Origin of the sequence: Methyloceanibacter stevinii, from assembly GCF_001723355.1 — a bacterium.
Lineage (GTDB): Bacteria > Pseudomonadota > Alphaproteobacteria > Rhizobiales > Methyloligellaceae > Methyloceanibacter > Methyloceanibacter stevinii.
This window is the reverse complement of sequence record NZ_LPWE01000013.1, coordinates 53,552-78,263: the sequence shown is the minus strand read 5'-3', so window position 1 is coordinate 78,263 and position 24,712 is coordinate 53,552. Positions and strand designations below refer to the sequence as shown.

Below are 24,712 nucleotides of genomic sequence, written 5' to 3'. Positions count from 1 at the left end.
CGCCTCACGCCGACTTGCGCAGCAGACGGTCGGCGGCAGCGCGCGCTTCATCCGTGATGGTCTGGCCGGCCAGCATGCGCGCGACTTCCTCGCGCCGCTCCTCGTCGCCGAGCACGGCGACGCGTGTCGTCATGGCCTCGCCCTTTGCTGTCGGCACCGCTTCCTTCGCGATCCGCAGATGCCCGCGCGCCAGCGCCGCGACTTGGGGCGCATGGGTCACCGCGAGCACCTGAACGCTCTCGCCGAGCCCCGCGAGCCTTTCGCCGACCGCGGCCGCGGTCGCCCCGCCGACACCGGACTCCACCTCGTCGAAAATGAGTGTGGGCGCGGAGCCGCGCGAGGCCAGCACGACCTTCAGCGCCAGGATGAAGCGCGCCAGTTCGCCGCCGGAGGCAACCTTCATCATTGGCCCGGGCTCGGTGCCGGGATTGGCCGCTACGAAGAAAGCGATGCGATCGACACCCGAGGGTCCGCCTTCGCCGATGTCGACCGTGTCGACCTGGGTCACGAAGCGCGCCTTTTCGAGCTTCAGCGGGGCGAGTTCGCCCGCCACGTCCTTGTCCAGTTTCTTGGCCGGCTTGGCGCGGGCCTTGCTCAAGGCAAGCGCCGCCTGCTCGTAAGCCTCCCGGGCCTGCTCGGCGGCCTTGGCGAGCTCCGCCGCCTTGGACTCGCTCGTGGTGATCGCCGCGAGGTCGGCCTCGAGCTTCTCTTGGAGCGCGGGCAGCGCGTCGACCTGAACGCGATGCTTGCGGGCGAGCGCCCGCAGCGCGAACAGCCGCTCTTCGGTGCGCTCCAAGTCTCCAGGCTCGAACGCGGTGGCTGCGAGGGCTTCCTCTATCCGCCCTCGCGCATTCTCGGTCTCGCTCAGCACCCGCTCGAGTGCGTCCGCCACGGCGGCAAAGGGCGAACTTGCATCGGCCCCCGCCGTTGCGGCCTGACGCTCGATCCGCCGCAGCGCGGAGGCGAGCCGGGCGCCGGCCGTCCCCTCCCCCTGTAACGCGTCCATAGCCTCGTCGAGCTCGGACGCGATCTTCTCGGCGTTCATCATGAGCTGCCGGCGGGAAGACAGTGTCTCCTCTTCGCCGGTTTCCGGCGCGAGCTTCTGCAACTCGTCCAGAGCGTGCGCCAGGTAGTCCGCATTGGCGCGGGCCGCGGCGACTTCGCTTTCGTGGCGCAGGCGCGCGGCGTCGGCGTCGGCCCAGGCCTCGTAGCAGGCTGCGACCTTGACGGCATCGCGCTCCAACCCGCCGAAGGCATCGACCAAGTCGCGATGGCCGCTCGGATCGATCAGGGCGCGCTCGTCATGTTGGCCGTGGATCTCGACCAGCGCCCGCCCCACCTGCCGCAGAAGCTGCACGCTGACGCTCATGTCGTTGATGAAGGCGCGGCTGCGCCCATCGATGCCCTGAAGACGCCGGAGAATGAGCACGGAGTCTTCGATCGCGATTCCATTCTCCGACAGAAGCGCAAAGACGGGATGATCGGGCGCGAGTTCGAAGCTGGCGGTCACCTGCCCCTGTTCGGCGTCACGCCGGACCAGAGACGCATCGCCACGCCCGCCAAGGGCGAGCGACAAGGCATCGAGGAGGATGGATTTGCCGGCGCCCGTCTCGCCGGTCAGCGCGGACAGGCCCTCGCCGAACTCGAGATCGAGCTTGTCGATCAGGACGATGTCGCGGATCGACAGGGCCGCTAACACCGGTGGCCTATTAGGTTTGCCCGGCGCCGGTCCAGCTTCGGGTCTTCCACGCCCGGGTGATCCACGACCCCTGATATTGCTGAGGCTCGAGACCGCGCTGTCCTAGGAGTTTGTAAGCGTGCTTGTACCACTTACTGTCCGGGAAGTTATGGCCAAGCACGGCGGCCGCCGTCTGGGCCTCATTAACGATACCTAACGCCATATAGGCCTCGGTCAGCCGCATCAAGGCCTCTTCGACCTGCTCGGTGGTCTGGTACTCGGTGACCACCGTCTTAAAGCGATTGATGGCTGCAAGATAGTTGTTCCGGCGCAGATAGTAACGCCCGACCTGCATCTCGCTTGCGGCGATCAGATCCTGCAGGATTCGGATGCGGTTTGCAGCCTCGGCGGCGTACTCCGACGACGGGTAGCGCTGAACCAACTTTTCATAGGCGCCCAGCGACCGGCGCGCGAAGGTCTGATCCCGCTTGGGATCGAGGATCCGGTCGTAATAGGACTTCGCGATGATGTCCTGCGCGAAGGCGGCTTCCTGAGTGCCCGGATGCAGCGTCAGATACCGGTCGGCGGAAGAGATGGCCTCGTCGTACTTACCCGCACGATAATAGGAGTAAGAGGCCATGATGATGGCCCGGCGCGCTTCCCGCGAATAGGGATGGGCGATATCGACTTCTTCGTATTGGCGGGCGGCTTCCTTGAACTTGCCCTGATCGGCCATCTGATCGGCTTGGCCGTAGATGACTTCGGCCGGGTCGGTGTTGAGCGGCGGGACCTCGTCCTTCTTGCCGAACCACTTGCCCAGCGGGCCGCCGCCCGAGCCTAGGGAGTCGAAGCCTCCGAAGGAGCCACAACCGCCGACCAGCGGCACGGTGAGAAGAAGCGCAACCGACAGCAGCCCCGAGAGCAGCCGTCTGTTCCGTTCCACCTGTGCTGTCCCAAAAGACGGCCGAGCCGGTCCGGACATGTTCCCCCTCAAATCGCCGGTCATCAATGCGGTCAATGTCACGCAAAATCCGCCAAGGGCAAGCGCTAAGCGGACGAGGCCACAACAAACTCCTGTATTATGGTGTCTTTTGGGCCTCAGGCGCCTCAAACGGCAGACATCGTCCCGCTAGATTAGCGGCACGATGCCACAAATTTACTTCAAATCGTTTAGGAACGAGGCGCGCTAGCTGCGATCGGCCGCAAAGTGGGCTGCCGCCAGGCCGGGGGTAAGCTCGGCATGACGCACGTCGCGGTAGCGCGGGGCCTCGACCATGGTCCAGGCGTCCGGATCCGCGAACAGCTCCTTGAGAACCAGAGCATTGAGCCGATGGCCGCCGCGACGGCTGCGATAGGCGCCGAGGATCGGTGCACCAGCCAGAGCCAGATCGCCAACGGCGTCCAGGGCCTTGTGCCGCACGAACTCGTCGGCGTAACGCAGGCCTTCACGGTTGATGACGCGGTCCTCCGCCGATGGCGACGGTGTTGTCGAGGGAGGCACCGAGTGCAAGGCCGGCGGCCCAGAGCTGCTCGACGTCCTCATGAAGCCGAAAGTGCGGGCGCGGGAGATATCGCGGCGGAAAGCGCCCGGATTGAGCTCAATCGACAGGTTCTGCTTGCCGATCAGCGGGGTCTCGAAGTCGATCTCGACGTCGAGATGGAAGCCATTGTAGGGGGTCAGTTCGCCGACGGCGCCGTTTTCCTCGACGCAGATCGGCTTGAGAACCTTCAGGAAGCGGCGGGGTGCCTCGAGTTCGGCGATCCCGACCTCGTCGATCGCTTCGACGAACGGGGCGGCGCTGCCGTCCATGATCGGTACTTCGCCGCTGTCGATCTCGATCAGGGCGTTATCGACGCCGAGACCGCGGAGCGCGGCAAGCACGTGCTCGACAGTCGCGACCGAAGCACCGTTCCCGTCGCCGAGAACCGTACAGAGCGTAACGCCGGAGACACACTGCTGATCGGCAGCAATCTCAACGCCGTCCGCGTCGTCATCATTGGAAATTAGGAAGCGAAGGCCGGTGTCGCTGTCGGCCGGACACAGTGTCAAGGAAACAGGAGCGCCGCTATGGACCCCGATACCTGTGAGTGAAATCTCGTTGGCAAGCGTTGTTTGCCTTGCCCCGATGAAACCTTTCATGGCCCCCGTTGGCCCCCGCGCAGTCTTTAGGCCCCTACTCAAGCCCGGAGAAAGCTCCGGGCCCCCCAATCGATCGGCTGTCTTCGGCATTATCATCGATCCGTTTTCCCTATTTCTCGGATCGCGTCACCCTTTATTGTCGGTCTATCGGGTGTGCCTATTTGAGTCGGCCAATCAATCTATTAGGAACCATACCCCCTCGGTCAGACATGGGACAAATCACGGTTTCTTACACTCTATTACGGGCCTGTAATGCCCGTAACTTATTGATCTAGCGTATATTTTCTAAAACCGGAGTGACGGGGCAGGCATTATCGTTAACGCCCGCCCCCCGTATCAGTTCGCGCGGCGGCGCAGGAAAGCCGGAATCTCGAGGTCGTCGTCCCCGAGCGATTCTACCTGCGCGACGGCTGCTGCCGCCTGGGTGTGGACGACCCGCGGCTGGGTATCGAGACGCTGCGGCGGCCGGGCCTGCTGCACGGCGGGCCGTTGCACATTCAGGGGCCGCGGCGGCTGCGCCGGGGCGGCTTGAGCTTGTGCGGCGGCCGCAGGCGGTGCCGGGGGGACGCGGTGCCGGACGGCCCGCCACCGGGGTCGGCGCAAAGTCGGGCTCCATCTTGGGCGACATTTCCGCATCGTCATCCTTCTTGCCCCGCCCGACGTTCGCCAGGCGCTCCAAGAAGCCGACCTTTTTCTTGTGGGCATCCAGGCCAGCGGCATCGTTCTCGCCCGCCTTCGCCTGAAGGGCCTTCTGAGCCACCATGGGCAGTTCTTCGACACTCGGCATGCGGCGTACGGGCCGCTTGATGGCGGCCGGAGGCGCAGGCTGGAAATTGCGCGGCGCTTCCGACGGCTTCGGCGCGGCCGGCGGCCGCGGCAGGGCAACGCCGCCGACAGCCTGAGGCCGCTTCTCGATGGTCACGTCATTCGGCGCATGCCAGACCTGAGCATCCTTGGCCGGCTCCTGCGCAGGCACCATGAGGCTCTCGTCCAGATCAACCGGTTCGTCGGGGCTGCCGCCCGGGACCATCGTGAGCCCGGCCAGACGCTCCGTCAGACGCCCGCGATCGGCTTGCGGCTGTGCCGCCGTCTCCGGAGACTGCTCCTCGACCGAGAGTGTCCCGATCCCCGTGGCAACCACGGACACCCGGATCAAGCCGTCAAGCTCGTCATCATAGGTCGCGCCGACGATGATGTTGGCGTCCTCATCCGCCTCGGTACGGATGCGGCTGGCGGCCTCGTCGACTTCATAGAGCGTCAGATCGCTGCCGCCCGTGATCGAGACCAGAAGGCGGCTCGCGCCCTTCATGCAGACATCGTCGAGCAGCGGGTTCGAGATGGCAGCCTCGGCAGCGTCGATCGCGCGCCGGTCGCCGCTTGCCTCGCCCGTTCCCATCATGGCCTTGCCCATGCCGGCCATGATCGTCCGGACATCGGCGAAGTCGAGGTTGATGAGGCCTTCCTTGACCATCAGGTCGGTGATGCAGCCGACACCGGAGCGCAGCACGTCGTCGGCCATGCCGAAAGCGTCCGTGAAGGTCGTCTTCTCGTTGGCGATCCGGAACAGGTTCTGGTTCGGAATGATGAGCAGGGTATCGACGTATTTCTGCAGCTCCTCGATACCGGCCTCGGCAGCGCGCATGCGGCGCGCCCCTTCGAACTGGAATGGTTTGGTGACGACACCGACCGTCAGAATGCCTTCCTCCCGGGAGGCACGGGCAATAACGGGCGCAGCGCCTGTTCCGGTTCCACCACCCATACCGGCCGTGATGAAGGCCATATGGCAACCGACGAGGTGAGCTTTCACGTCCGCCATGGCTTCTTCGGCGGCGGCGGCGCCGATCTCCGGCTTGGACCCGGCACCGAGACCCTCGGTGACGTTGTTGCCCATCTGGATGCGGCGTTCGGCGCTTGAGCTTGCCAGGGCCTGCGCGTCGGTATTGGCGACGACGAATTCGACCCCGTTGAGCCCGCGCTCAATCATGTTGTTCACGGCGTTTCCGCCGGCGCCACCCACACCGAAAACGGTGATCCGCGGCTTGAGCTCGGTCAGATCTGGCACTTTGAGATTGATCGTCATGGTGGCTTCCAATCCTTGCGAATTGCCCCTTGCTATTGAGCCGACACCCACACCCCCATTTAACGCGCGGCGTCCGGCTTCGTGTCCGTTAGAAATTCTCCATGATCCACTCGCCCATCCGGGCGAAGTAGCCTGTCCCCGTACGCAAGAACCGTTGCCCGGTTTGGGTTCCGAGCCTTTCGTCACCGCGCGCCCAATGCAGAAGCAGACCGATCGCGGCGGAGAAATCCGGCGCGGCGGCGGCAGGCGGCAATCCCGTCATGACGCGCGGGCGGCCAAGCCGCGCCGGGCGCCAAACATGTTCGAGGCAAGCTCGACGAGGCCCGTAAGCTGGCTTCCGCCGCCGGTCAGCACCAGATGCTGGGCGACCTCTGCCGGGAAGCCGCTCGATGCGAGCCGGTGGCGCATGAGGTCGAGGATTTCCTCGACGCGCGGACGGATGACGCAGGCGAGTTGGGCCTTCGTGATTTGATTGATGTTCCCCTGCGCGACGCCGGTCACGCACGGATAGGTGATGATTTCGCGTTCGTCGGACAGCGTTGCGAACGCACTGCCATGCAGGGTCTTGAGCCGCTCGGCATGCTCCATCGGCGCGCCGAGCGTGCGCGCGATATCGACCGTCACGCCGTGACCGCCAAGCGCGATTGCATCGGCATGCAGGAAATGTCCATCGGCGATGACCGATAAGGTCGTCGTTCCGGCACCGAAGTCGATGACCGCCACGCCAAGCTTCGCTTCATCGGGCGTCACGACGGACAGTGCACTGGCATAGGGCGCCGCCACCAGACCGCCAACGCCGAGATGGCAGCGCTCGACGCTGAGCATCAGATTGCGGGTCGCGGCATCGTCCGCGGTAACGGTATGCAGATCGACGGACAGGCGTTCGCCGCACATGCCGTGCGGCTCGGAGATGCCGCCGTTGTCGTCGAGGCGAAAATCAGTGGGCAGAGCATGCAGGACCGTACGCCGGTCGCGGGCGGCGTATTGGCGGCCGCCGGCGAGCAGGCGCTGCACATCGTCTTCCCGCACGGAACCGGACGGAAGCCCAACGCCCGCCGAGAAGCTGTCGCTCTTGAGGCGTCCGGCCGTCACCGAGACGTGCACGTCCTCGACAATCACACCGGCCATGCGTTCGGCGGAATCGACGGCGGCACGGATGCAGCGCTCGGCGCTGTCCAGATGGGTCACCATGCCGGCCTTGAGACCTTCGGCGCGCGTATGACCGAAGCCGAGCACGTCGAACTGGACGGCGTCAGTGCCGCCCTCGGCCCAATCGGGCATGTCGGACGTCTTGCCGATCAGGCAGCACACTTTGCTCGTGCCGATATCGAGAGCGGTCACGATGCGCTGGCGCTTTCCTCTGATCGATGGGTTGTAGGTCATCCCCCTGCCCTCAAGCTCCCTCTTACGTTCTGCCGTTGGGTTGATGGATTGCGGGCTGATTGATCGTGCCGGTCGCCGATGTGGGCACGCCGGCAGGCGTCGTGGCGTCCTGAGCGGACGCGGCCGTGGTCTCGCGCAGACGCAGCGTGATCCGGTCCAGGAGGCGCATGTCGATGGCGGCGATATCCTGCTCGAATACTCCGCGTTCCCGCTCGAGCTTCTGAAGCGCATCCAGGGCCATCTCGATATTGCCGTCGGGCAGCATGATTTCGGTGCCCGTGCGCAGCTTCAGCGTCCAGCGGCGGTCGCCGACGCGCAAGGCCGCGAGCATCCGGCTTCTCAGATCCTTGTAGGGCTCAAGGGTCTGGTAGAGGGCTGCCGCGTGCTTACCGGCGCCCTCGCCGACGACGAGCGGCAGGTGCGGAAAGGCCTGCGGCAGCGCCGGCGCCAACACGACGCCTTCGCTGTCGACGACGAAGGTCTGTCTCTTGTTCTGCCAAATCGCGTATGGGTCGCGCTCTTCGATCTCGACCTGCAAGGTTGAAGGCAGAAGGCGCATCACGCGCGCATGGCGGATCCACGGAACCGCCTCCAGGCGGTCCTTGGCGGCGTCCGTATCGAAGGCCAGCATGAATGTCTCGGGCCCGGCGCCGAGAGTCGTCGTGATCGCATAGTCGGTGGCATTCTTCTGCCCCTCGACGACCACGCGCTTGACCCCGAAACCCATCGCGACGGCGGCGCGCTCGGCGCCTGTTACCGTCGCGTTAAAAATCTTTTCGATTTGACCGCCGACGATCGCGCCATAGAGGACCGCGCTGGCCACGAACGCAGCGCACAAGAGCTGCCACTTGGCGCCGAGGGGACCCCGGCGCGTGCGGCCGAGCTGTATCTGCCTCGGTCCCTTCGTCGCGACCGTCCGGCGTCCTTGCGGCACGGGGAGCTGGCGCTCGTAAGGGCTCGCCACGCGGTTCGCCACCGGCGCCCTGCGGGACCCTCCTTGTCTGCCGTAACCTCTTGACGTGCCTAGCGATTGCACGACGCATCCTCCACGATCCAACGGACCAGCTCACCAAACGATCGCCCTTTGTGGGCGGCAAGCTCCGGCACCAGCGACGTGGACGTCATGCCCGGTTGGGTGTTGACCTCAAGACAGATCAGTTCCCCCGTTCCATCCGGCCGGTCGTCGTAACGGAAGTCGCTCCGACTGACCCCACGGCAGCCCAGTGCCCTATGAGCCGCTACCGACAGCTTCTGTACCAATTGGTAAACATTTAGTTTAATTGGCGCCGGGAGGACGTGAATTGACCCTCCCGGGGCGTATTTCGACTCGTAGTCGTAGAAGGTGAGGCCCTCGGCCGGACGGATCTCGATCACGTCCAGCGCTTCGTCGCCCATTACGGCGCAGGTGAGCTCGCGGCCGGGGATGAAACGCTCCACCATCAGTTCCTCGCCCAGCGCCCAATCGGCGGACATCAGCTCCTGCGGCGGGTGCGCTTGGTCTTCACGGATGATGTAAACGCCGACGGATGAGCCCTCTGCCGGCGGCTTGATCACATAAGGCGGGTCGATGGGGTGCCCCTTCGCCGCTTCGGCCCGGCTTACGACCCGGCTTTCGGCCACCGGCACGCCAGCCTCGCGGAGAACAGCCTTCGCGCGTTCCTTGTGCATGGCGAGCGCCGAGGCCAGAACGCCCGAATGGGTGTAGGGCAGCCCCATGGTCTCGAGAACGCCCTGGATGCAGCCGTCTTCGCCGTACTTGCCGTGGAGCGCGTTGAAGCAGACATCCGGCTTGATCGCAGCCAAACGCTCGGCGACGTCCCGGCCCACATCGACCTTGGTGACCTTGTAGCCTTCGCCCTCGAGGGCCTCGGCACAGGCGGTGCCGGACCGGAGCGATATCTCGCGCTCGGAGGACAGACCTCCCATCAGGACGGCGACGTGGGTTTGTTTTTCGGTCATGGAACGGCCCTTGTGACTTGGACTGAAACGCGGAAAGAGCGCCTCGCGTCCTTCACTACGCAAGACACCCCGATTTGGTTAACGCTGCATTAACCGTAATTGCGCGACGGCGCACGCCGATTGATTTTGGGCGAAAAATGGGGAGCTGTAGCCCGTAGGCCACGCCGAAGAGGACCGAAGGATGGGCCGGCGGCTAGGCGGGCTTGCCGAGGCGCTTGATTTCCCATTCGAGCTGGACGCCGCTCGTTTCCTTGACGCGCTCCCGCACGGTCTCGCCGAGCGTTTCGAGATCGGCCGCCGAGGCATTGCCCTCGTTGATGAGGAAGTTGCAGTGCAATTCGGAGACCTTCGCATCCCCCACGGCGAGCCCCCGGCAGCCGGCCGCATCGATGAGCTGCCAGGATTTGTTGTCTTGCGGGTTCTTGAAGGTCGAGCCGCCCGTACGGCTCTTGATGGGCTGCACCTCTTCGCGATAGGCGGCGATCTCGTCCATCTCGGCGAGAATCTCTGCGGGATCGCCGGGGCGCCCCTGGAACAGCGCCTCCGTGAAGATGTAATCCTCCGGCGCCCCGCAATGCCGGTACGTGTAGCCCATGTCGCCCACGGAAAGGACGTGGATGTTACCCGAGCGGTCCGACGCCCGCGCCTCGACGAGGACATCGCAGGTCTCGGTTCCGTGCGCACCGCCATTCATGCGCAAGGCGCCGCCAATGCCGCCGGGGATGCCCCGGTAGAAGGCAAGCCCCGCGATCCCGGCATCTGCTGCAGCGCGCGCCACTTTCGTATCGGGCACAGCGGTGCCGACGCGAAGCCGACTCCCCTCCTCGACTTCGATTTGGTTGAAGCCGCGGCCGAGGCGAATGACAACACCGTCGATCCCGCCATCGCGCACGAGGAGATTGGAGCCGAGCCCGATCGTCGTCACGGGCACGTCAGCCGGCAGCGCCTTCATGAAATAAGCGAGATCCGCTTCGTCGGCGGGCGAGAACAGCACTTCGGCGGGACCCCCGACGCGAAACCACGTGTAGTCCTTGAGGACCGATCCGGCGCCGAGGCGGCCCCGCAAGTCCGGCATCGCCGCAACGAGTATTTCGTACAATTTCGTTCCGCTCACGAAGCGCCTCCCTGCGCGGCGAGCTTGGCCGGCAGCGCGTTGATCCAATCGGTGATCGTGCCGGCGCCGAGCCCCACCACGAGATCGCCGTCCTGCGCTACCGAGGCGACCGTGCTTACCAGCGACTCTCCGTCGTCGACCATGAGCACGTTCGCATGACCGTGACGCCGCAGGCTGCGGGCAAGTTCGTCCCGGTCGATGCCGGGGATCGGGGCTTCACCAGCCGAGTAGACCGGCGTGAGGATCACCACGTCGGCATCGTCGAAGCACGCCGAGAAATCGTTGAACAAAGCCTGGAGCCGCGTGTAGCGGTGCGGCTGCATGACCGCGACGATGCGGCCCTTCCCGGCGGCGTTCGCGCCGCGCAAGACCGCCGCGATCTCCACGGGGTGATGGGCATAGTCGTCATAGATCGCGACGCCCTGCCACTCACCGACGCGGGTGAAGCGGCGCTTCACACCGGAGAAGTTCGCCAGGGTCGCGCGGATCGCATCGTCGCTGATACCGGCTTCCGTGGCGACGGCCAGCGCGGCGATTGCGTTCAGCGCGTTGTAGTGGCCGAGCGCGGGAAGCATCAGATCGTTGATCTCGCGCGCGCCGCCGGCGACGCCGGACCCGAGGCGGACATCGAACGTCATGGTGGCGTGATCGGGGCGCACATTGAACAGCCGCAGATCAGCCGAGCGCGACACGCCATAGGTCAGCGTCCGCCGTCCGTTCTCCGCGCCGCCGAGCGCGGCCATCAGGGCTGCGCACGACCGGATGGTCGGTGCAAGCCATCGTGCCGTAGAACGGGATGCTCTCGATGAATTGCTCGAAGGTTGGTGGAGGACTTCCTCGGACTCCCAAAAGTCCATGTGCTCCGGATCGAGATTGGTGATGACGCCGATCTGGGTCGGCAGCTTGAGGAAGGTCCCGTCGGACTCGTCGGCCTCGACGACCATCCATTCGCCCTGGCCGATCCGGGCATTGGTGCCCCAGGCGTTGATGATGCCGCCGGTGATCACGGTCGGATCCGAGCCCGCCGCCATAAAGAGATCCGCCACCAACGACGTGGTGGTGGTCTTCCCGTGGGTTCCGGTCACCGACACGGTCGTGCACGGACGCATGAGCTCGGCCAACATCTCTGCGCGCCGGATAATCGGGATGCCGCGTTCCTGCGCCGCCTCGAACTCCGGGTTGCCCGGCTTCACCGCGCTGGAGATCACGAGGTAGGACGCGCCCTCGACATTGCCGGGGTCGTGCCCGATGAGGCACTCGATCCCATGGTCGCGAAGCCGCGCCAGGTTGGGCCCGTCCTTGAGATCGCTGCCTTGGACCCGGTAGCCGCGCGTGTGCATGACCTCGGCGATGGCGCTCATGCCGATGCCGCCAATGCCGACGATATGAAACAGGCCTGTGGTGTCAGGCGGTGGCAAATGCATGGTCGCCTACGCTCCGTCCGGTCCGGCCAGATCCGCCACGAGGTCGGCGAGCCTGTTCACCGCATAGACATTGCCCATGGCCTTGGATTTGGCGGCCGCCTGGGCCAGCCTGTCCGGATTAGCGAGCAATTCCTCCAGCCGACCGGCCAAGAACTCCGGCGAAATACTGGACTGGTGCATACACCAGCCGCCGCCGCTTTCTTCGAGGCGGCGCGCGTTCTCGAGCTGATCGTTGTCGATCGCATGGGGCAGCGGCACGAGAATGGCCGGACGCCCGATCGCGGTCACCTCGGCCACGGTCGACGCCCCTGCCCGTGAGATAACGAGATGGGAGTTCGCGATCCGCTCCGGCAAATCCTTGAAAAAAGGCGCCACGTGGGCCGTAATTTCCGCTTCACGATAGGCGTCGCGCACTTCAGCGACATCCTCGGGCCGCGCCTGCTGCACAACCGTCAAGCGCCAGCGCAGGGGCGACGGCAGCTTAGCCAAAGCTTCCGGCATCATCTCGGAGAAAAAGCGCGCGCCCTGGCTGCCGCCGAAGATGAGTAGCAGGAGCCGGCCCGCGGCCTCCGGCGGCGCATAGTCCTGATCGCGGAACCCCACGACCGCATCGCGCACCGGGTTGCCGGTCACGACCGAGCGCTTTTCGGCACTGCGCCGCAGATGCTTCGTGGTCCCGAACGATAAGGCGATGGCATCGGCAAAACGGGACAGCAGGCGATTGGCGCGCCCCATGACCGCATTCTGCTCATGCAGCACCGTCGGGATCGCCAGCGAGCGCGCGGCGAGCAAGGGCGGAAGCGTGGGATAGCCGCCAAAGCCGACCACCACATGCGGCTGCACCATCTCCAGCAGGCGCCGGGCCCGGAAATAGCCCTTCCCCAGCGTGGACAGCGTCTTCATCACCGCGCCCGGAGACCGCCCCGAGAATGTGGCCGAGGGCACCTCGTAGGTGGCGCGTGCGGGAAAGTCGGTGCCGTACTGCCCGGCCCGCTCGTCGGTCGCCAGCTCCACCGCGAAGCCGCGGCGCGTCAGTTCCTGGGCCAGTGCCGTCGCCGGGAAGAGATGTCCGCCCGTGCCTCCGGCGGCGAGTAGAATGGTCTGGGTCAAGCCGTCTGCCCCCTGGCCTTCGCAGGATCCCCATCATGCGCGGCGCTTGCCGAATACTCCAGTCGCCCCGCCCTCGGTCGTTTGCGGGTCAGCCCCAGCGTAAAGCCCATGGTGAGCGCCATGGCAAGCATGGATGAACCGCCGAAGGAAATGAAGGGCAGCGTCATCCCCTTGGCGGGCAGCAGACCGACGTTCACGGCCATATTGATCAAGGTCTGTAATCCAAACAGCATCACGAGCCCCGCGATGGCGTGCCGGATGAAGCCATCGGTCTCTTGAGAGGCCTTCGACAACCCCCGCAGGACGATAAAGGCGAACAGGATCAACAGGATCAGACAGGCGATCAGGCCATACTCCTCGGCCGCGACGGCGAAGATGAAGTCCGTATGGGAGTCCGGCAGGACATCCTTGACCGTCCCCTCGCCCGGTCCGCGCCCGAACCACCCGCCGCGCAGGAAGGACTCCAGCGAGCGATCCGACTGGTAGGTATCGCCGGAGGCCGGAAACAGGAACCGGTCGATACGCGAGGCCACATGAGGCAGCAGGAAATAGGCGGAGAGCAGCCCCAGCACGCCAAGGCCGATCAGGACCACGATCCAGATCATGTTGATCCCGGCCATGAAGAACAGTCCGCCCCAGACGATACTGACGAGCAGCGTCTGGCCGAAATCCGGCTGCAGAATGAGGAGCAGCGCGAACACGGCGTAAATCAGGATCGCAAGCTCCAGCCCGGGGACATCCTTGCGCTTCTGGCTCTCGTTGAAGAGCCAGGCGGTGAGCACGATGAAGGCGGGCTTCACGAATTCGGAGGGCTGGATGCCGATGGGACCCATGTGCAGCCAGCGTTTGGCGCCCTTCACCTCCGGCCCGACGAACAGAATGCCTATCATCAAGGCGATCCGATCAGGAGAGATGAGGCTCGCGCGCCGGATTTGCTTCGGCGTCAGGGTGGAAGCGGCGAACATGATCGCAAATGCCGGCAGAAGCATCGCCACATGGCGCCGAACGAAATGGAACTGATCAAGCCCGAGCTTCTCGGCAATGGGCGGGCTGGCGGCCAAAGACAGCACGACGCCCGCGCCCATCAGCAGCATCAAGGCGACAAGCATCAGCCGATCGACGGTGAACCACCAATCGGAAAGGACGCTTTTGTCGGCGCGCGTAATCCTCATGACACGCAACCCTACTCGCTAAGGCTTGTGACACCGTTACGCTGCATCACGAGTTCTTTGAAGGCGTCGCCGCGCTTGGCGAAATTCGGATACTGGTCGAACGACGCGCAGGCAGGGGACAATAGCACAACCGGCTCGTCCGCTTGCGATTGGCTTGCATCGGCGGCCGCCAGCTCCACGGCACGGTCGAGCGTCTCGCAGGCAATATGGGGGATGGCGTCCCCGAGTTGGCCCGCGAACGCGTCGGAGGCTTCGCCGATGAGATAGGCGCGCGCAATCCGAGGGTAGAAGAACTCGAGCCCCGCGAGACCGCCCTCCTTGGCCACGCCGCCGACGATCCAATAGATGGTGTCGAAGCTGCCCAGGGCCTTCCCGGCGGCATCCGCGTTGGTGGCCTTGGAGTCGTTCACGAACAGCACCTTGCCGGCTCGTCCCACCTGCTCCATGCGGTGGGCGAGGCCACCGAAACTCCGCAGGCCCTCTTGGAGCACGCCCGGCTCGACGCCTTGGCTACGGGCCAGCGCATAGGCGGTGGCGGCGTTCTGCCAGTTGTGAGCGCCACGCAGCGACCCGACGCCTGCAAGGGCGGCGCGCGCGACCTCCTTGCCGCCCTCCATTTCCATGAGCGTCGCATCGCTCGCCCAGACCCCGTTCTGCACGGTGCCGGAGATCGAGATGCGCTTGACCGCATAGGAGTCCTGAAGCGTTTCTGCGATGGCCCGGCACGGTACGTCGTCGACGCCGATCACGGCGGTCGCGTCGGGCGCAAGCTGCGCGAATATTCGCGCCTTGACGCTTGCATAGCCTTCGAGCGACCCGTGGCGATCCAGATGGTCGGGGGTGATGTTCAGGAGCGCCGCTGCGTCGGGCTTCAGCGAGGGCGTGAGGTCGATCTGGTAGGACGACAGTTCGAGGACGTAGATGCGCTCCTGCGCGAACGGGGCGAGGTCGAGAACGGCGTTACCGATATTGCCGCCGAGGGCGACGTCCCTCCCCGCCGATTCCAGAAGATGCGCCGTCAGCGCCGTCGTGGTGGACTTGCCGTTGGTACCGGTGATGGCGACGACCTTGCAGTCGACGCCGGAGGCCTCACGCGCTCGGAAGAATAGCTCCACGTCGCCGATGACTTCGATGCCGGCGCGCGCGCTCTTCACGCTCCAATGGGGTTCGGGGTGGGTCAACGGGATGCCGGGCGCGAGTACGAGCGCGGCAAACGCGCCCAAATCCGCCTCGGACAGATCCTCGACGGTAAAGCCGGCTGCGGCGGCCTGGGCACGGCCCGCGTCCTTATCGTCCCATAGGACGACGTCCGCGCCGCCCTCTTGCAGGGACCGCGCTGTCGCAAGACCGCTGAGGCCAGCGCCGACGACCGCCAGCTTGCGCCCAGCGAAGATCGTAACGGGAATCATGATGGACGAAGTCTACCGCAATTTCAGGGTCGCCAGACCGGCGAGCGCGAGCACACGGAGATGATCCAGAAGCGGATGACGACGGTCGATTCCGGCCAGCCCTTCTGTTCGAAGTGATGGTGCAGCGGCGCCATACGGAATACGCGCTTGCCGAACATCTTGAAGGACGCGACCTGCACGATCACCGAGACGGCCTCGAGAACAAAAAGACCGCCGACGATCGCCAGCACCAGTTCGTGCTTCGTCGCCACCGCGATCGTGCCGAGCGCGCCGCCAAGCGCGAGCGAGCCGGTATCGCCCATGAAGATGAGCGCGGGTGGCGCATTGAACCAGAGGAAGCCGAGCCCCGCTCCTACCAGCGCGCCGCAGATGATGGCCAGCTCGCCGGTGCCGTTCACGAAATGGATCTGGAGGTAGTCGGCGAAGAGCGAGTTGCCGACCACATAGGCGATGAAGCCGAAGGTCGCGGCGGCGATCATGACGGGAACGATCGCGAGACCGTCCAGACCGTCGGTGAGGTTCACCGCGTTGCCGGCGCCCACGATGATGAAAGTCCCGAAGATCACGAACAGCCACATCCCTAGCGGGATTACGGTGTCCTTGAAAAAGGGAATAGTCAGAGTCGTCGAGAGCGGCGGCTCTCCGACAGAGGCGATGATGTAGGTCGCGATGATGGCCGCGCCCGCCTCGATGACGATCTTGATGCGGCCCGCGAAACCCAGCACCGACTGCTTCGTGACCTTGAGATAGTCGTCGTACAAACCGACCGCGCCGTAGACCAGCGTCAGCAGCAGCACGACCCAGACGTAGGGGTTGGAGAGGTTGCCCCACAGCAGCACCGAAACCACGAGGCCCGAAAGGATCATCAGGCCGCCCATGGTCGGTGTGCCCTGCTTCTGGATGATGTGGCTCTGGGGGCCTTCGGTGCGGATCGGCTGCCCCTTGCCCTGGCGCACGCGCAAGGAGCGGATCACGCGCGGCCCGAAGAAGAACACGAACAGCAACGCGGTGACGATGGCCCCGCCGGTGCGGAACGTTATGTAGCGGAAGATATTGAGAACGGCGACGTCAGGCGCAAGTTCCGCCAACCAGTAAAACATCGCGTTTCTACCCCCCTTGTTCGACGGCCCTGCGGGCCCCGCGGCTCCAGCGGCCGGAATTAACGGTATTCGAACTCGCGCTTGAGCCCCTCGACAAGCGGCGCCATGCGGCTGCCCAGCGAGCCCTTCACCATCACGATGTCGCCGGGCTGCACACTCGACAATAGCACCGGCGCCAGTTCCTCAGACGTTTTGGCGTAAGCCCCACGGCGCTCTTTCGGCACCGCTTCGAACAACGAGGCCATATCCGTGCCGGACGCAAAGACAACATCTATACCAGCCGCGTCAACGGCTTCCGCCAGTTCTTTATGAAGTCTTGGGCCTTCCGTGCCGAGTTCGAGCATGTCGCCAAGCACGGCAACCCGCCGCTTGTATTCGCTGCGGGGCGTGAGCCCCAGGGTTGCGAGCGCCGCGCGCATGGATGCCGGATTGGCGTTGTAGGACTCATCAACGATGCAGACGGGTCCTCGTTCCGTCGCAATGACAAACCGCTGGCCGCGGCCCGCCGGCGGCTGAAGCGCGCCGAGTGCGTCGGCGGCAGCCTTGAGATCGGCGCCGGCGAGTTTCACCGCAGCCAGAACGCCAAGCGTGTTCTGAACCACATGGCGTCCCGGCGCGCCAACACGGTAGGTCAGTGTTTCGCCGAGGATGTCCGAGGTGACCGTCGAGCCGTCCGGCCCGAGATCGCAGTGCATGACCCGAACCTTCGACTGCTCATGCTCGCCGAACGACACAACCTCCGCGCCCTCACTGCGCGCGACCGCAGCCAGGCGTTCGAAATGTGGGTTGTCGCGATTGATTACGGCGGACCCGCCCGGTACCAGCCCCTCGAAGATCTCCGCCTTGGCATCCGCGATCTCCTCCACCGAAGCGAAGAAGCCGAGATGGACCGGCGCCACGGTCGTGACGATCGCGATATGGGGGCGCACAAGCCGCGTGAGCGCCGCAATTTCCCCGGCGTGGTTCATGCCCACTTCGAACACGCCGTAATCGATATCGCGCGGCATGTTCGCGAGGGTGAGTGGCACGCCCCAATGATTGTTGAAGGACTTCGCCGAGGCATGAACGCTGCCGCTCGGCTGCAGCGCGACGCGCAGCGCTTCCTTCGTTCCCGTCTTGCCCGCACTGCCGGTCACCGCGATTACGACAGCCATGGTCGGTGCGGTCGCGGCCCGCCCGGCCGAGATCGTTGAGCGCATCGAACGTGTCGCGCACCCGGACCAGACGCGTCTCGTCGAACTCGGTTGGTGCATCGGCGTCGCGCGGCGCGATTGAAGTGTCCGCCGGAAACGTCTCCTCGACCACGGCGCAGCGGCGTCCGCCTCCAGGGCCTTCGGAACGAAGTCGTGACCGTCGCGGTTCGGTCCGCGGATCGCGATGAAGCCTTCGCCCGGTTCGATGGCGCGGCTGTCGATGGAGAACCCGGCAATCGGCGCGGCGGGGTCTCCCTCGCAACGGCCATCCGTGGCGCTCACAACCTCACCCAACGTCCAGAGTGGATCAGCCAAGTCGAGCCCCCTTGGTCAGCGCAGCGGCGACCGCGTCGTGATCGGAAAACGGGATGACGGTCGTTCCAACGGTCTGGCCGGTCTCGTGCCCCTTGCCAGCCACGAGCAAGACGTCGCCCGCGCGGATCATGCGGATCGCCTCGGAGATCGCCGTGGCGCGGTCGCCGATCTCGCGGCCGCCCGGAACGGCGACCAGAATCTCGTCGCGAATGGCGGCGGGGTCTTCGCTGCGCGGATTGTCGTCCGTGACGATGACCACATCGGACTTGGCCGCCGCGGCCGCGCCCATCTGCGGGCGGCCGCGATCGCGATCGCCGCCGCAGCCGAAGACCACGAAGAGCCGTTTGTCTGCGTAAGGCCGCAAAGAGTCGAGCGCTTTGGTGAGCGCGTCGGGCGTGTGGGCGTAGTCGATGAAGATCGGTGCGCCGTAGTGAGACGTTCCCGCAAGTTCCAAACGTCCCGTCGCACCCTGCAATTGTCCGAGACGCGGCAGCACCTCTTCCGCGCTCGCGCCCGTCGCCATGACGAGACCGGCGGCCACCAGCGCATTGCTCGCCTGAAACTCGCCGACAAGCGGCAACAGCACCGCGTAGATTTTGCCTGCGTGTTCGATCTCGAGCCGCTGCGCGAAGCCTTCGATCTCCGCCGAGACGAGGCGCAGCGTCTCGCCCGCCCGCCCCACGCTGAGAATTTCCAGGCCGCGTTGTTTGGCGGCATCGGCAACACGCGCGCTCTCCGCGCTGTCCATGTCGATGACCGCGGTCGCGCCAGGCTGCAGGAGTTCGGTGAACAGTCGCAGCTTCTGCGCGAAATAGTCTTCGAAGCTTGCGTGATAGTCCAAATGGTCGCGCGAGATATTGGTGAACGCGCCCGCCTTCAGGACGGCGCCGTCGAGCCGCCGTTGCTGCAGCCCGTGACTGGAGGCTTCCAGCGCGAGATGCGTTACGCCATCCCCCGCGAGGCCGGCGAGAAGACCATGCAGTTCGATCGGATCGGGGGTGGTGTGCCGTAGAACCTTGGTGCCGCTTGGCGATACGACGCCGACCGTGCCGAGGCTCGCCGCCGCGTGGCCTCCATCGCTCCAGAGTTGGCGCGTGAAGGCAGCGACCGATGTCTTGCCGTTGGTGCCTGTAACGGCCACCGTCGTCTCGGGCTGTGCGCCGAAGAAGCGCGCCGCGATCAATGAAAGGGTTCGGCGGGGATCAGGGACCGCGATGACCGGCGCGCCCACATCCATCGGCTCGGATGCCAAGACGGCGACGGCTCCCCTCGCCACGGCGTCGGCCGCAAACCGGGCTCCGTCCGTGTTGACGCCTGGCAGGGCCGCGAAGAGAAAGCCCGGCTTCACCTCCCGGCTGTCGGCGGCAATGCCTGCAATCGGGAGTGCCGCAACCGCCGCGCTCAGCTTCGCCTCCGGTCCTACCAATTCACCGAGGGTCATGTCGGATTGCCCGCAACCGGCTCATATCAAAAGAAAAACTCAGGGCCGCGACGGCTGGTTTTGCGCCCCGGCCGTCTTCTAATAGGTGGCCGATGTCTTGGCGTCAAACCGCGATGCCGTCTCGCTGAGCCTGGGCTGAACCCCGAGGATCGGTGCGATCCGTGCCACGACCTTCCCGACGGTCGGGGCCGCGTTCACGCCGGCCGTCGAATTCCAGTTCGTGGCTTCGACGCGCTGAGGCTCGTCCAAGGTCACGAGGACAACGTATTGCGGATCGTCGGAGGGGAAGACGGACAGAAAACTGTTCAGCAGCGAGTGCCGCGCATAGCGCCCGTTGACCACCTTCTCCGCCGTTCCGGTCTTGCCGCCGACGCGGTAGCCTTCCGCGTTCGCGCGCTTGCCCGAACCGCGCAGCACATTCTCCCGCATCAGCTTCACCATCGCGGCGCTGGTCTCCGGCGAGACGACACGTTTCGCCTCCGCCATCGCTTCGGTGCGGGTGCGCGGCAGGAACGTGGGCGGAATGGCAAGACCGCCATTCATAAGCGGTACGGTCGCCGTCGCCAACTGAAGCGGCGTCACCGAAAGTCCGTGCCCGAAGGCGATCGTCATCGTGTTCAGCTTCTTCCAATGCTTGGGCACGATCGGTGCGGCGCTCGGACCGAGTTCGGTGACGACGGGATCGAGCAGACCGAGCTTCCTGAGAAACGCTTGATGGGCCGGCACACCCATATGCACCGCCATTTTCGCCGAGGCGATATTCGAGGAGTAAATGAAGGCCTCGGTGACGGTGAGCGGGCGGCGCTTGCCGTGGAAGTCGCTGATCGAGAAGCGGCCGAAATAGATGGGGCTGGTAGCGTCGTAGACGGAATTGAGGTTCGCCAAACCGGAATCGAGGATGCCGGCGACCGTGATGGTCTTGAAGACCGAGCCCAATTCGTAGACGCCGAAGCCGACGCGGTTGATCCGGTTCTTGTCCAGCGCCTCCTCGCGGCGATGAGGATCGAAATCGGGAAGCGATGCGAGGGCGACGACTTCTCCAGTATTCACATCCATGACGATGCCCGACGCGGCCTTGGCCTCATAGAGCTTCATTGCGTTCGCGAGCTCTTCCCGCAGGACGTGCTGTGCACCAACGTCGAGCGACACCGCCACGGTCTCGCCGCCCGACTCGGTCTGCGGGTTCATCATGGTCAGCTGCGGGTTGTTGTCGATGAACTTCTCGATGCCGCCGAGACCGCGATTGTCCACGTCGACCAGCCCGACAACATGACTTGCGGTCGGTCCGACCGGATAGAAGCGGCGGTACTCCTGAATGAAGCCTAGGCCCGGAAGCCCCAGATCGTGCACCCGCTGCTGCTGGCTGGGCGCCAGCTCGCGCGCGATGCGCACGAAGCGCCCGCGTCCTGAGAGTTGCTTGCGGAGCTTGGCCCGGTTGATGTCCGGCAGCACGCTCGCGACGCCATTCACCACTTCATCGGCATCGAGGATGCGCTTGGGATCGGCGAAGAGCGTCGCGCCGCGAATGTCGGTCGCCAGCAATTGACCGTTGCGGTCGAGGATGTCCGGGCGATGGATGGTGGTCGAGATGTCGTAGGCGCCGCCGCGTCCCGGCCCGCTGCCGGCAAGGCCGAGCGATACGAGCCGTCCGCCAATCAAGACGAACGCCAAGGCGAAGCCCAGGCAGGCCAGCCGGAACCTTGTACGGCAGCGTGCGTGATAGGCGCGCGCCGCGCGCGCTTCGGCTGGGGTTGGAGTCTGGTTTTCGGGCTGTGCCATTCGGATCCGTGCCTAGTTCGCCGCCTTGTAGTTTGCGGCTTTGGCATCACCCGTCTTGGCAGACTGCGCCAACTGGCGAACCCGCGCAAAATCGTTCTCGGTGACTTCGTCGAGAATGACGATCTGCTGCGGATTAGCAGGGTTGAGTTCGAGGTACTTCTTGGCGAGGCGCTCGATGCGCTCCGGGCTGTTGAGAAGGCTCCATTCGGCCCGGGCCACGGCCAGCGAATCGCGCTCTTCCTCGATCTGCCGCTTCAGCAGTACGATCTTCTCGTCGAGGCTCCGTGCCTCGTATTTCACTTGGTAGATCACGGTGGCCAAGGCGGCGAGGCCGAGGACCAGGCAGATATTCACAAAACGCAACATCACGACACCGCGTCCAATCAGCGACGCGCCCCCTCAACGCAAATTTTCAAGCGCTCCCCGTTCGGCGCAGTTCGGGCACCCCAAGCCCGGCGAAGTCCGGTTTTTTGGCCGGAGCCTCGGTCCTGCGCCCGGCTCTGAGCCGGGCTGACCGGGCCCGCGGGTTGCTTCGGACCTCATCCTCACTCGGTTCTACGGGGCGACGGTTAAGAAGCTGGAAGCTTGGCAAAAATTCTTTGCCTTCGTGATCGGGCAGATGCCGCGACCCTTTTTGGGGCGGCGCGCTGCGGCTGGTGAAGAAACGCTTAACGATCCGGTCTTCCAGAGAGTGAAACGTCACCACCACCAGGCGTCCGCCGGGCTTCAAGAGCCGTTCGGCGGCGCTAAGCCCCTCGGCGAGTTGCTCCAATTCCGCATTCACATAAAGCCGAAGGGCCTGAAACGTCCGCGTGGCGGGGTGTTTCGTGTGGTCCCGGCCGCGGCCGAGGACACCGGCCACGATGTCCGCCAGCGTGCCGGTCCGCGCGATCGGCGCCTCCGCGCGGGCCCTGACAATGGCCTTGGCGATGGCGCGCGAGCGGCGCTCTTCTCCAAAAACATAAATGATTTCAGCAATCTGAGCTTCTTCAAAGGTGTTGACGACGTCGGCCGCCGAGAGCCCATCCGCGCCCATGCGCATGTCGAGCGGACCGTCTTTGGCGAAGGAGAAGCCGCGTTCCGGCTCATCGAGCTGCATCGACGACACCCCGATATCGAGCACGATGCCGTCGGCAGCCTCGATGCCGTTTTCAGTAGCGAGGCTTTCCATGTCGCTGTAGCGGCCGAGCACGGCCTCGAAGCGACCCGGGAAGTCCGTTGCGAGCGCCGGCGCGTTGGCCAGCGCCTCCGTATCGCGATCGATCGCGAACATACGGCAGTCGGCCGCTTCGAGAATGGCTCTCGAATAGCCCCCCGCTCCAAACGTGCCGTCGATGATGATGTCGCCGTCTTCAGGCCCGAGCGCCGTCAGAACCTCGGAAAGCAACACGGGAATGTGACGGACCAGTCCGCCAGCGACAGACGATGGCCTGCCGCGGTCCGTCATCATTCCCGTGTTCCCTCTGCACCGCCGCTTCCGCGCGCCCCGCGCCGAGTAACTTGCGAAGGTCGCGGACTTTGTCCCGCGCCTCCGCCAAATGCGCTTCAAAACGTTTCGGCTCCCAGAGCTGAAATTTTTCCCCCAGCCCCACAAAGGTGATGTGGCTGGTGATGCCGGCGTGTTCGCGCAGGCGCTCGGGAAGAATCGTACGACCGTCTTGATCGATTGAGAGAATTTCGGATGTGCCGAAGAGGGCCGTGGCGAGCTGATCGCGCTCATCGGAGTACGGCGCGATGTCTTCGACGAGAGAATTGATTTTATCCACGAGGCGCTGGCCGCCGGCGTCGAGCGCGGGCGCATCAAGCGATGGATAGCAGTAGATGCCGTCGAGCCCGTCCTTGGCGAGAACCGTGCGGAAGGATGCGGGAACCGAGACACGGCCCTTGGCGTCGATCCTATTGGTGAATGATGAGACAAACTGATCCATCTCCCCCTCACGCGCTACGAAGCCGACTGGATGAACACGGAACTAAAAACTGCGCTTCGGCGCTGGCCTTCCGCGAATTCGGTAACGGGTGGAGGAAGCGGCGCGGATCCCCCCGTGGCCTCAAAGGAAGCGCTGCCTTGCTTCCTCCACCCCACTCACCGAACGGGCATTTATGGGATAGCATGGGATATCATGGGCGTCAATGGAAACGGCCGGGATTTACTGCGATTTCATGGGAAATGGGTGCTCATCAGCCTTTCGCGCAATGAAACGTGTGCGCCCGCCGATTGTCGGCAAGCCGCGAACCGCGCTAGATGTGCTTCAGGGGCGCGACCGACGTGAGTTCGAGGACGCCCGGCGAGGCTGATCTTCATGGTCACATAGCCGGCGCAATTGCGACGCCTACTGACGGCCTGAGACAAGCCATTGACGGGATGGCGATGCGCGATTGGCGGCTATGCAGGGAAGAACTCTCCACCGCATTTTAGGCCTGACGGCTGTCACGATTTTCGTGCTGGCCGCGAGCGTTCCGGCCGTGCGTGCCGCCGCCGTCTCGATGATGGCCGACGGTCCCGCCTTCATGCGGCTCGGACCGCCCGAGGCACCGGTCAAGCTGTTCTACGAGACCAAGGGCAGAGGCTCGCCCATTCTTCTGATCCACGGGTTCGGATCGAGCACGTACACCTGGCGACGGATCGCGCCGGCGCTGGCCGAAAACCACAAGGTGATCGCCGTCGACCTGAAAGGCTTTGGACAATCCGACAAGCCGCTCGACGAGCACTACTCGATCTTCGACCAAGCCGAACTCATCAAGCAGCTCATCCTCGATAACGACCTCAAGAACCTGACCCTCATCGGCCATTCTTATGGTGGCGGCATTTCGTTGATGCTTGCGCTCGACGACGACCCACGGCTCGCGGGACGGATCGAAAGGCTCGTACTGCTGGACACGATCGCGTACCCGCAAAACATCCCCGTCGCCTTCAAGATGATGGACATGCCGTTGATGTCTCATCTCGGCGTCCGGATGGTGCCGCCAGAGGTGCAGGCCCGTGTCGCGCTCAAGCTCGCCTACTTCGACGACACCAAGATCGGCGAGGATACGGTCGAGATGTATGCGGCCCCGTTGCGCACCACGGCGGGCAAGCACGCGGTGATCCACAGCGCCCGCCAAATCGTGCCACAAGGCCTCGACGAGATTTCGAAGCGCTATCCGACGATCAAGCAGCCGACGCTCATCGCCTGGTGCGACAGCGACAAGATCGTGCCGCTCGACATCGGCCTCGAGCTTCGGCGCAACATGCCGACCTCCCGGCTCGAAATCATTGAGCAGTGCGGACACATGCCTCAGGAAGAGCAGCCCGAGGCGACGCTCCGGCTCATCCAGGACTTCCTGGGAGGCTGAATCAAACCTGTCTTGGGACGCCGCTAGGGTCGTTTTGCGCTCAAGTCTTCGGGCCTTGGCTGACGCGCGTCAGTATTAGTTT

General features: G+C 64.8%; 19 protein-coding genes and 2 pseudogenes. 1 reads left to right on the top strand and 20 read right to left on the bottom strand.

The genetic code is table 11. The annotated features are described in order from the left end of the window. Window positions 1-4 precede the first annotated feature (4 nt). From recN to mraZ, 20 genes and pseudogenes are all read right to left on the bottom strand, one after another. Window positions 5-1,699: a DNA repair protein RecN gene (recN, locus tag AUC70_RS12535; protein ID WP_069445184.1), complete on the bottom strand. Its 1,695-nt coding sequence runs from the start codon at window positions 1,697-1,699 to the stop codon at window positions 5-7. A 10-nt stretch (window positions 1,700-1,709) separates the two neighbouring features. Next, on the bottom strand, window positions 1,710-2,621 hold the full coding sequence (locus tag AUC70_RS12530; protein ID WP_244505615.1) for an outer membrane protein assembly factor BamD: 912 nt from the start codon (window positions 2,619-2,621) through the stop codon (window positions 1,710-1,712). Window positions 2,622-2,864: 243 nt separating this feature from the next. Beyond that, complete coding sequence (gene lpxC / locus AUC70_RS12525) at window positions 2,865-3,818, bottom strand: UDP-3-O-acyl-N-acetylglucosamine deacetylase (protein ID WP_158007447.1); 954 nt, start codon at window positions 3,816-3,818, stop codon at window positions 2,865-2,867. A gap of 271 nt (window positions 3,819-4,089) precedes the next feature. Beyond that, a complete protein-coding gene (gene ftsZ, locus AUC70_RS12520) occupies window positions 4,090-5,898 on the bottom strand; it encodes a cell division protein FtsZ (protein ID WP_342022304.1) in 1,809 nt (602 codons plus the stop codon). Between the two features lie 88 nt (window positions 5,899-5,986). Next, window positions 5,987-6,160 carry a hypothetical protein gene (locus AUC70_RS17595; RefSeq protein WP_206599384.1) on the bottom strand — a complete coding sequence of 58 codons (174 nt, stop codon included), beginning with the start codon at window positions 6,158-6,160 and terminating at the stop codon, window positions 5,987-5,989. Next, on the bottom strand, window positions 6,157-7,281 hold the full coding sequence (ftsA, locus tag AUC70_RS12515) for a cell division protein FtsA (protein WP_206599383.1): 1,125 nt from the start codon (window positions 7,279-7,281) through the stop codon (window positions 6,157-6,159). Before ftsA ends, AUC70_RS17595 begins: the two co-directional genes overlap by 4 nt. Window positions 7,282-7,303: 22 nt before the next feature. Beyond that, window positions 7,304-8,245 (bottom strand): cell division protein FtsQ/DivIB, encoded by a 942-nt coding sequence (locus tag AUC70_RS12510; protein WP_141702116.1) that lies wholly within the window; start codon window positions 8,243-8,245, stop codon window positions 7,304-7,306. A gap of 59 nt (window positions 8,246-8,304) precedes the next feature. Further along, entirely contained in the window at window positions 8,305-9,240 is a 936-nt protein-coding gene (locus AUC70_RS12505) for a D-alanine--D-alanine ligase (RefSeq protein ID WP_069445181.1), read from the bottom strand. 193 nt (window positions 9,241-9,433) lie between these two features. Beyond that, window positions 9,434-10,315: a UDP-N-acetylmuramate dehydrogenase gene (gene murB, locus AUC70_RS12500; RefSeq protein ID WP_083241544.1), complete on the bottom strand. Its 882-nt coding sequence runs from the start codon at window positions 10,313-10,315 to the stop codon at window positions 9,434-9,436. A gap of 35 nt (window positions 10,316-10,350) precedes the next feature. Further along, complete coding sequence (gene murC / locus AUC70_RS12495) at window positions 10,351-11,778, bottom strand: UDP-N-acetylmuramate--L-alanine ligase (RefSeq protein WP_244505614.1); 1,428 nt, start codon at window positions 11,776-11,778, stop codon at window positions 10,351-10,353. 6 nt (window positions 11,779-11,784) lie between these two features. Beyond that, window positions 11,785-12,888 (bottom strand): undecaprenyldiphospho-muramoylpentapeptide beta-N-acetylglucosaminyltransferase, encoded by a 1,104-nt coding sequence (gene murG, locus AUC70_RS12490; RefSeq protein ID WP_069445179.1) that lies wholly within the window; start codon window positions 12,886-12,888, stop codon window positions 11,785-11,787. After that, a complete protein-coding gene (gene ftsW, locus AUC70_RS12485; protein WP_069445178.1) occupies window positions 12,885-14,060 on the bottom strand; it encodes a putative lipid II flippase FtsW in 1,176 nt (391 codons plus the stop codon). The genes murG and ftsW overlap by 4 nt, the downstream gene beginning before the upstream one ends. An 11-nt stretch (window positions 14,061-14,071) precedes the next feature. Next, window positions 14,072-15,469 carry a UDP-N-acetylmuramoyl-L-alanine--D-glutamate ligase gene (murD, locus tag AUC70_RS12480; RefSeq protein ID WP_069445177.1) on the bottom strand — a complete coding sequence of 466 codons (1,398 nt, stop codon included), beginning with the start codon at window positions 15,467-15,469 and terminating at the stop codon, window positions 14,072-14,074. A gap of 12 nt (window positions 15,470-15,481) precedes the next feature. Further along, window positions 15,482-16,569, bottom strand: a pseudogene (gene mraY, locus AUC70_RS12475) (phospho-N-acetylmuramoyl-pentapeptide-transferase). A gap of 59 nt (window positions 16,570-16,628) precedes the next feature. After that, window positions 16,629-18,077: a UDP-N-acetylmuramoylalanyl-D-glutamyl-2,6-diaminopimelate--D-alanyl-D-alanine ligase gene (locus AUC70_RS12470; protein ID WP_069445176.1), complete on the bottom strand. Its 1,449-nt coding sequence runs from the start codon at window positions 18,075-18,077 to the stop codon at window positions 16,629-16,631. Then, complete coding sequence (locus AUC70_RS12465) at window positions 18,070-19,518, bottom strand: UDP-N-acetylmuramoyl-L-alanyl-D-glutamate--2,6-diaminopimelate ligase (RefSeq protein ID WP_069445175.1); 1,449 nt, start codon at window positions 19,516-19,518, stop codon at window positions 18,070-18,072. Before AUC70_RS12465 ends, AUC70_RS12470 begins: the two co-directional genes overlap by 8 nt. 78 nt (window positions 19,519-19,596) lie before the next feature. Continuing rightward, window positions 19,597-21,297, bottom strand: coding sequence for a peptidoglycan D,D-transpeptidase FtsI family protein (locus tag AUC70_RS12460; RefSeq protein WP_069445174.1), 1,701 nt, complete (start codon window positions 21,295-21,297; stop codon window positions 19,597-19,599). A 12-nt stretch (window positions 21,298-21,309) separates the two neighbouring features. After that, on the bottom strand, window positions 21,310-21,663 hold the full coding sequence (ftsL, locus tag AUC70_RS12455) for a cell division protein FtsL (RefSeq protein ID WP_069445173.1): 354 nt from the start codon (window positions 21,661-21,663) through the stop codon (window positions 21,310-21,312). Window positions 21,664-21,709: 46 nt separating this feature from the next. After that, window positions 21,710-22,747: a 16S rRNA (cytosine(1402)-N(4))-methyltransferase RsmH gene (rsmH, locus tag AUC70_RS12450; RefSeq protein WP_083241543.1), complete on the bottom strand. Its 1,038-nt coding sequence runs from the start codon at window positions 22,745-22,747 to the stop codon at window positions 21,710-21,712. Then, window positions 22,740-23,225, bottom strand: a pseudogene (gene mraZ / locus AUC70_RS12445) (division/cell wall cluster transcriptional repressor MraZ); the annotation flags it as partial. The gene rsmH and the pseudogene mraZ, both read right to left, overlap by 8 nt. A gap of 457 nt (window positions 23,226-23,682) precedes the next feature. Here mraZ and AUC70_RS12440 point away from each other — a divergent pair. Beyond that, entirely contained in the window at window positions 23,683-24,630 is a 948-nt protein-coding gene (locus AUC70_RS12440) for an alpha/beta fold hydrolase (protein WP_069445170.1), read from the top strand. Window positions 24,631-24,712: the final 82 nt, after the last annotated feature.

Coding starts and splice junctions, on each gene's coding strand:
- lpxC (WP_158007447.1), bottom strand. CDS start 3,818: ATGAAAGGTTTCATCGGGGCAAGGCAAACAACGCTTGCCAACGAGATT.
- ftsZ (WP_342022304.1), bottom strand. CDS start 5,898: ATGACGATCAATCTCAAAGTGCCAGATCTGACCGAGCTCAAGCCGCGG.
- AUC70_RS17595 (WP_206599384.1), bottom strand. CDS start 6,160: ATGACGGGATTGCCGCCTGCCGCCGCCGCGCCGGATTTCTCCGCCGCG.
- ftsA (WP_206599383.1), bottom strand. CDS start 7,281: ATGACCTACAACCCATCGATCAGAGGAAAGCGCCAGCGCATCGTGACC.
- AUC70_RS12505 (WP_069445181.1), bottom strand. CDS start 9,240: ATGACCGAAAAACAAACCCACGTCGCCGTCCTGATGGGAGGTCTGTCC.
- murB (WP_083241544.1), bottom strand. CDS start 10,315: ATGCCGGACTTGCGGGGCCGCCTCGGCGCCGGATCGGTCCTCAAGGAC.
- murC (WP_244505614.1), bottom strand. CDS start 11,778: ATGCATTTGCCACCGCCTGACACCACAGGCCTGTTTCATATCGTCGGC.
- ftsW (WP_069445178.1), bottom strand. CDS start 14,060: ATGAGGATTACGCGCGCCGACAAAAGCGTCCTTTCCGATTGGTGGTTC.
- murD (WP_069445177.1), bottom strand. CDS start 15,469: ATGATTCCCGTTACGATCTTCGCTGGGCGCAAGCTGGCGGTCGTCGGC.
- AUC70_RS12465 (WP_069445175.1), bottom strand. CDS start 19,518: ATGACCCTCGGTGAATTGGTAGGACCGGAGGCGAAGCTGAGCGCGGCG.
- AUC70_RS12460 (WP_069445174.1), bottom strand. CDS start 21,297: ATGGCACAGCCCGAAAACCAGACTCCAACCCCAGCCGAAGCGCGCGCG.
- ftsL (WP_069445173.1), bottom strand. CDS start 21,663: ATGTTGCGTTTTGTGAATATCTGCCTGGTCCTCGGCCTCGCCGCCTTG.
- rsmH (WP_083241543.1), bottom strand. CDS start 22,747: ATGATGACGGACCGCGGCAGGCCATCGTCTGTCGCTGGCGGACTGGTC.
- AUC70_RS12440 (WP_069445170.1), top strand. CDS start 23,683: ATGCAGGGAAGAACTCTCCACCGCATTTTAGGCCTGACGGCTGTCACG.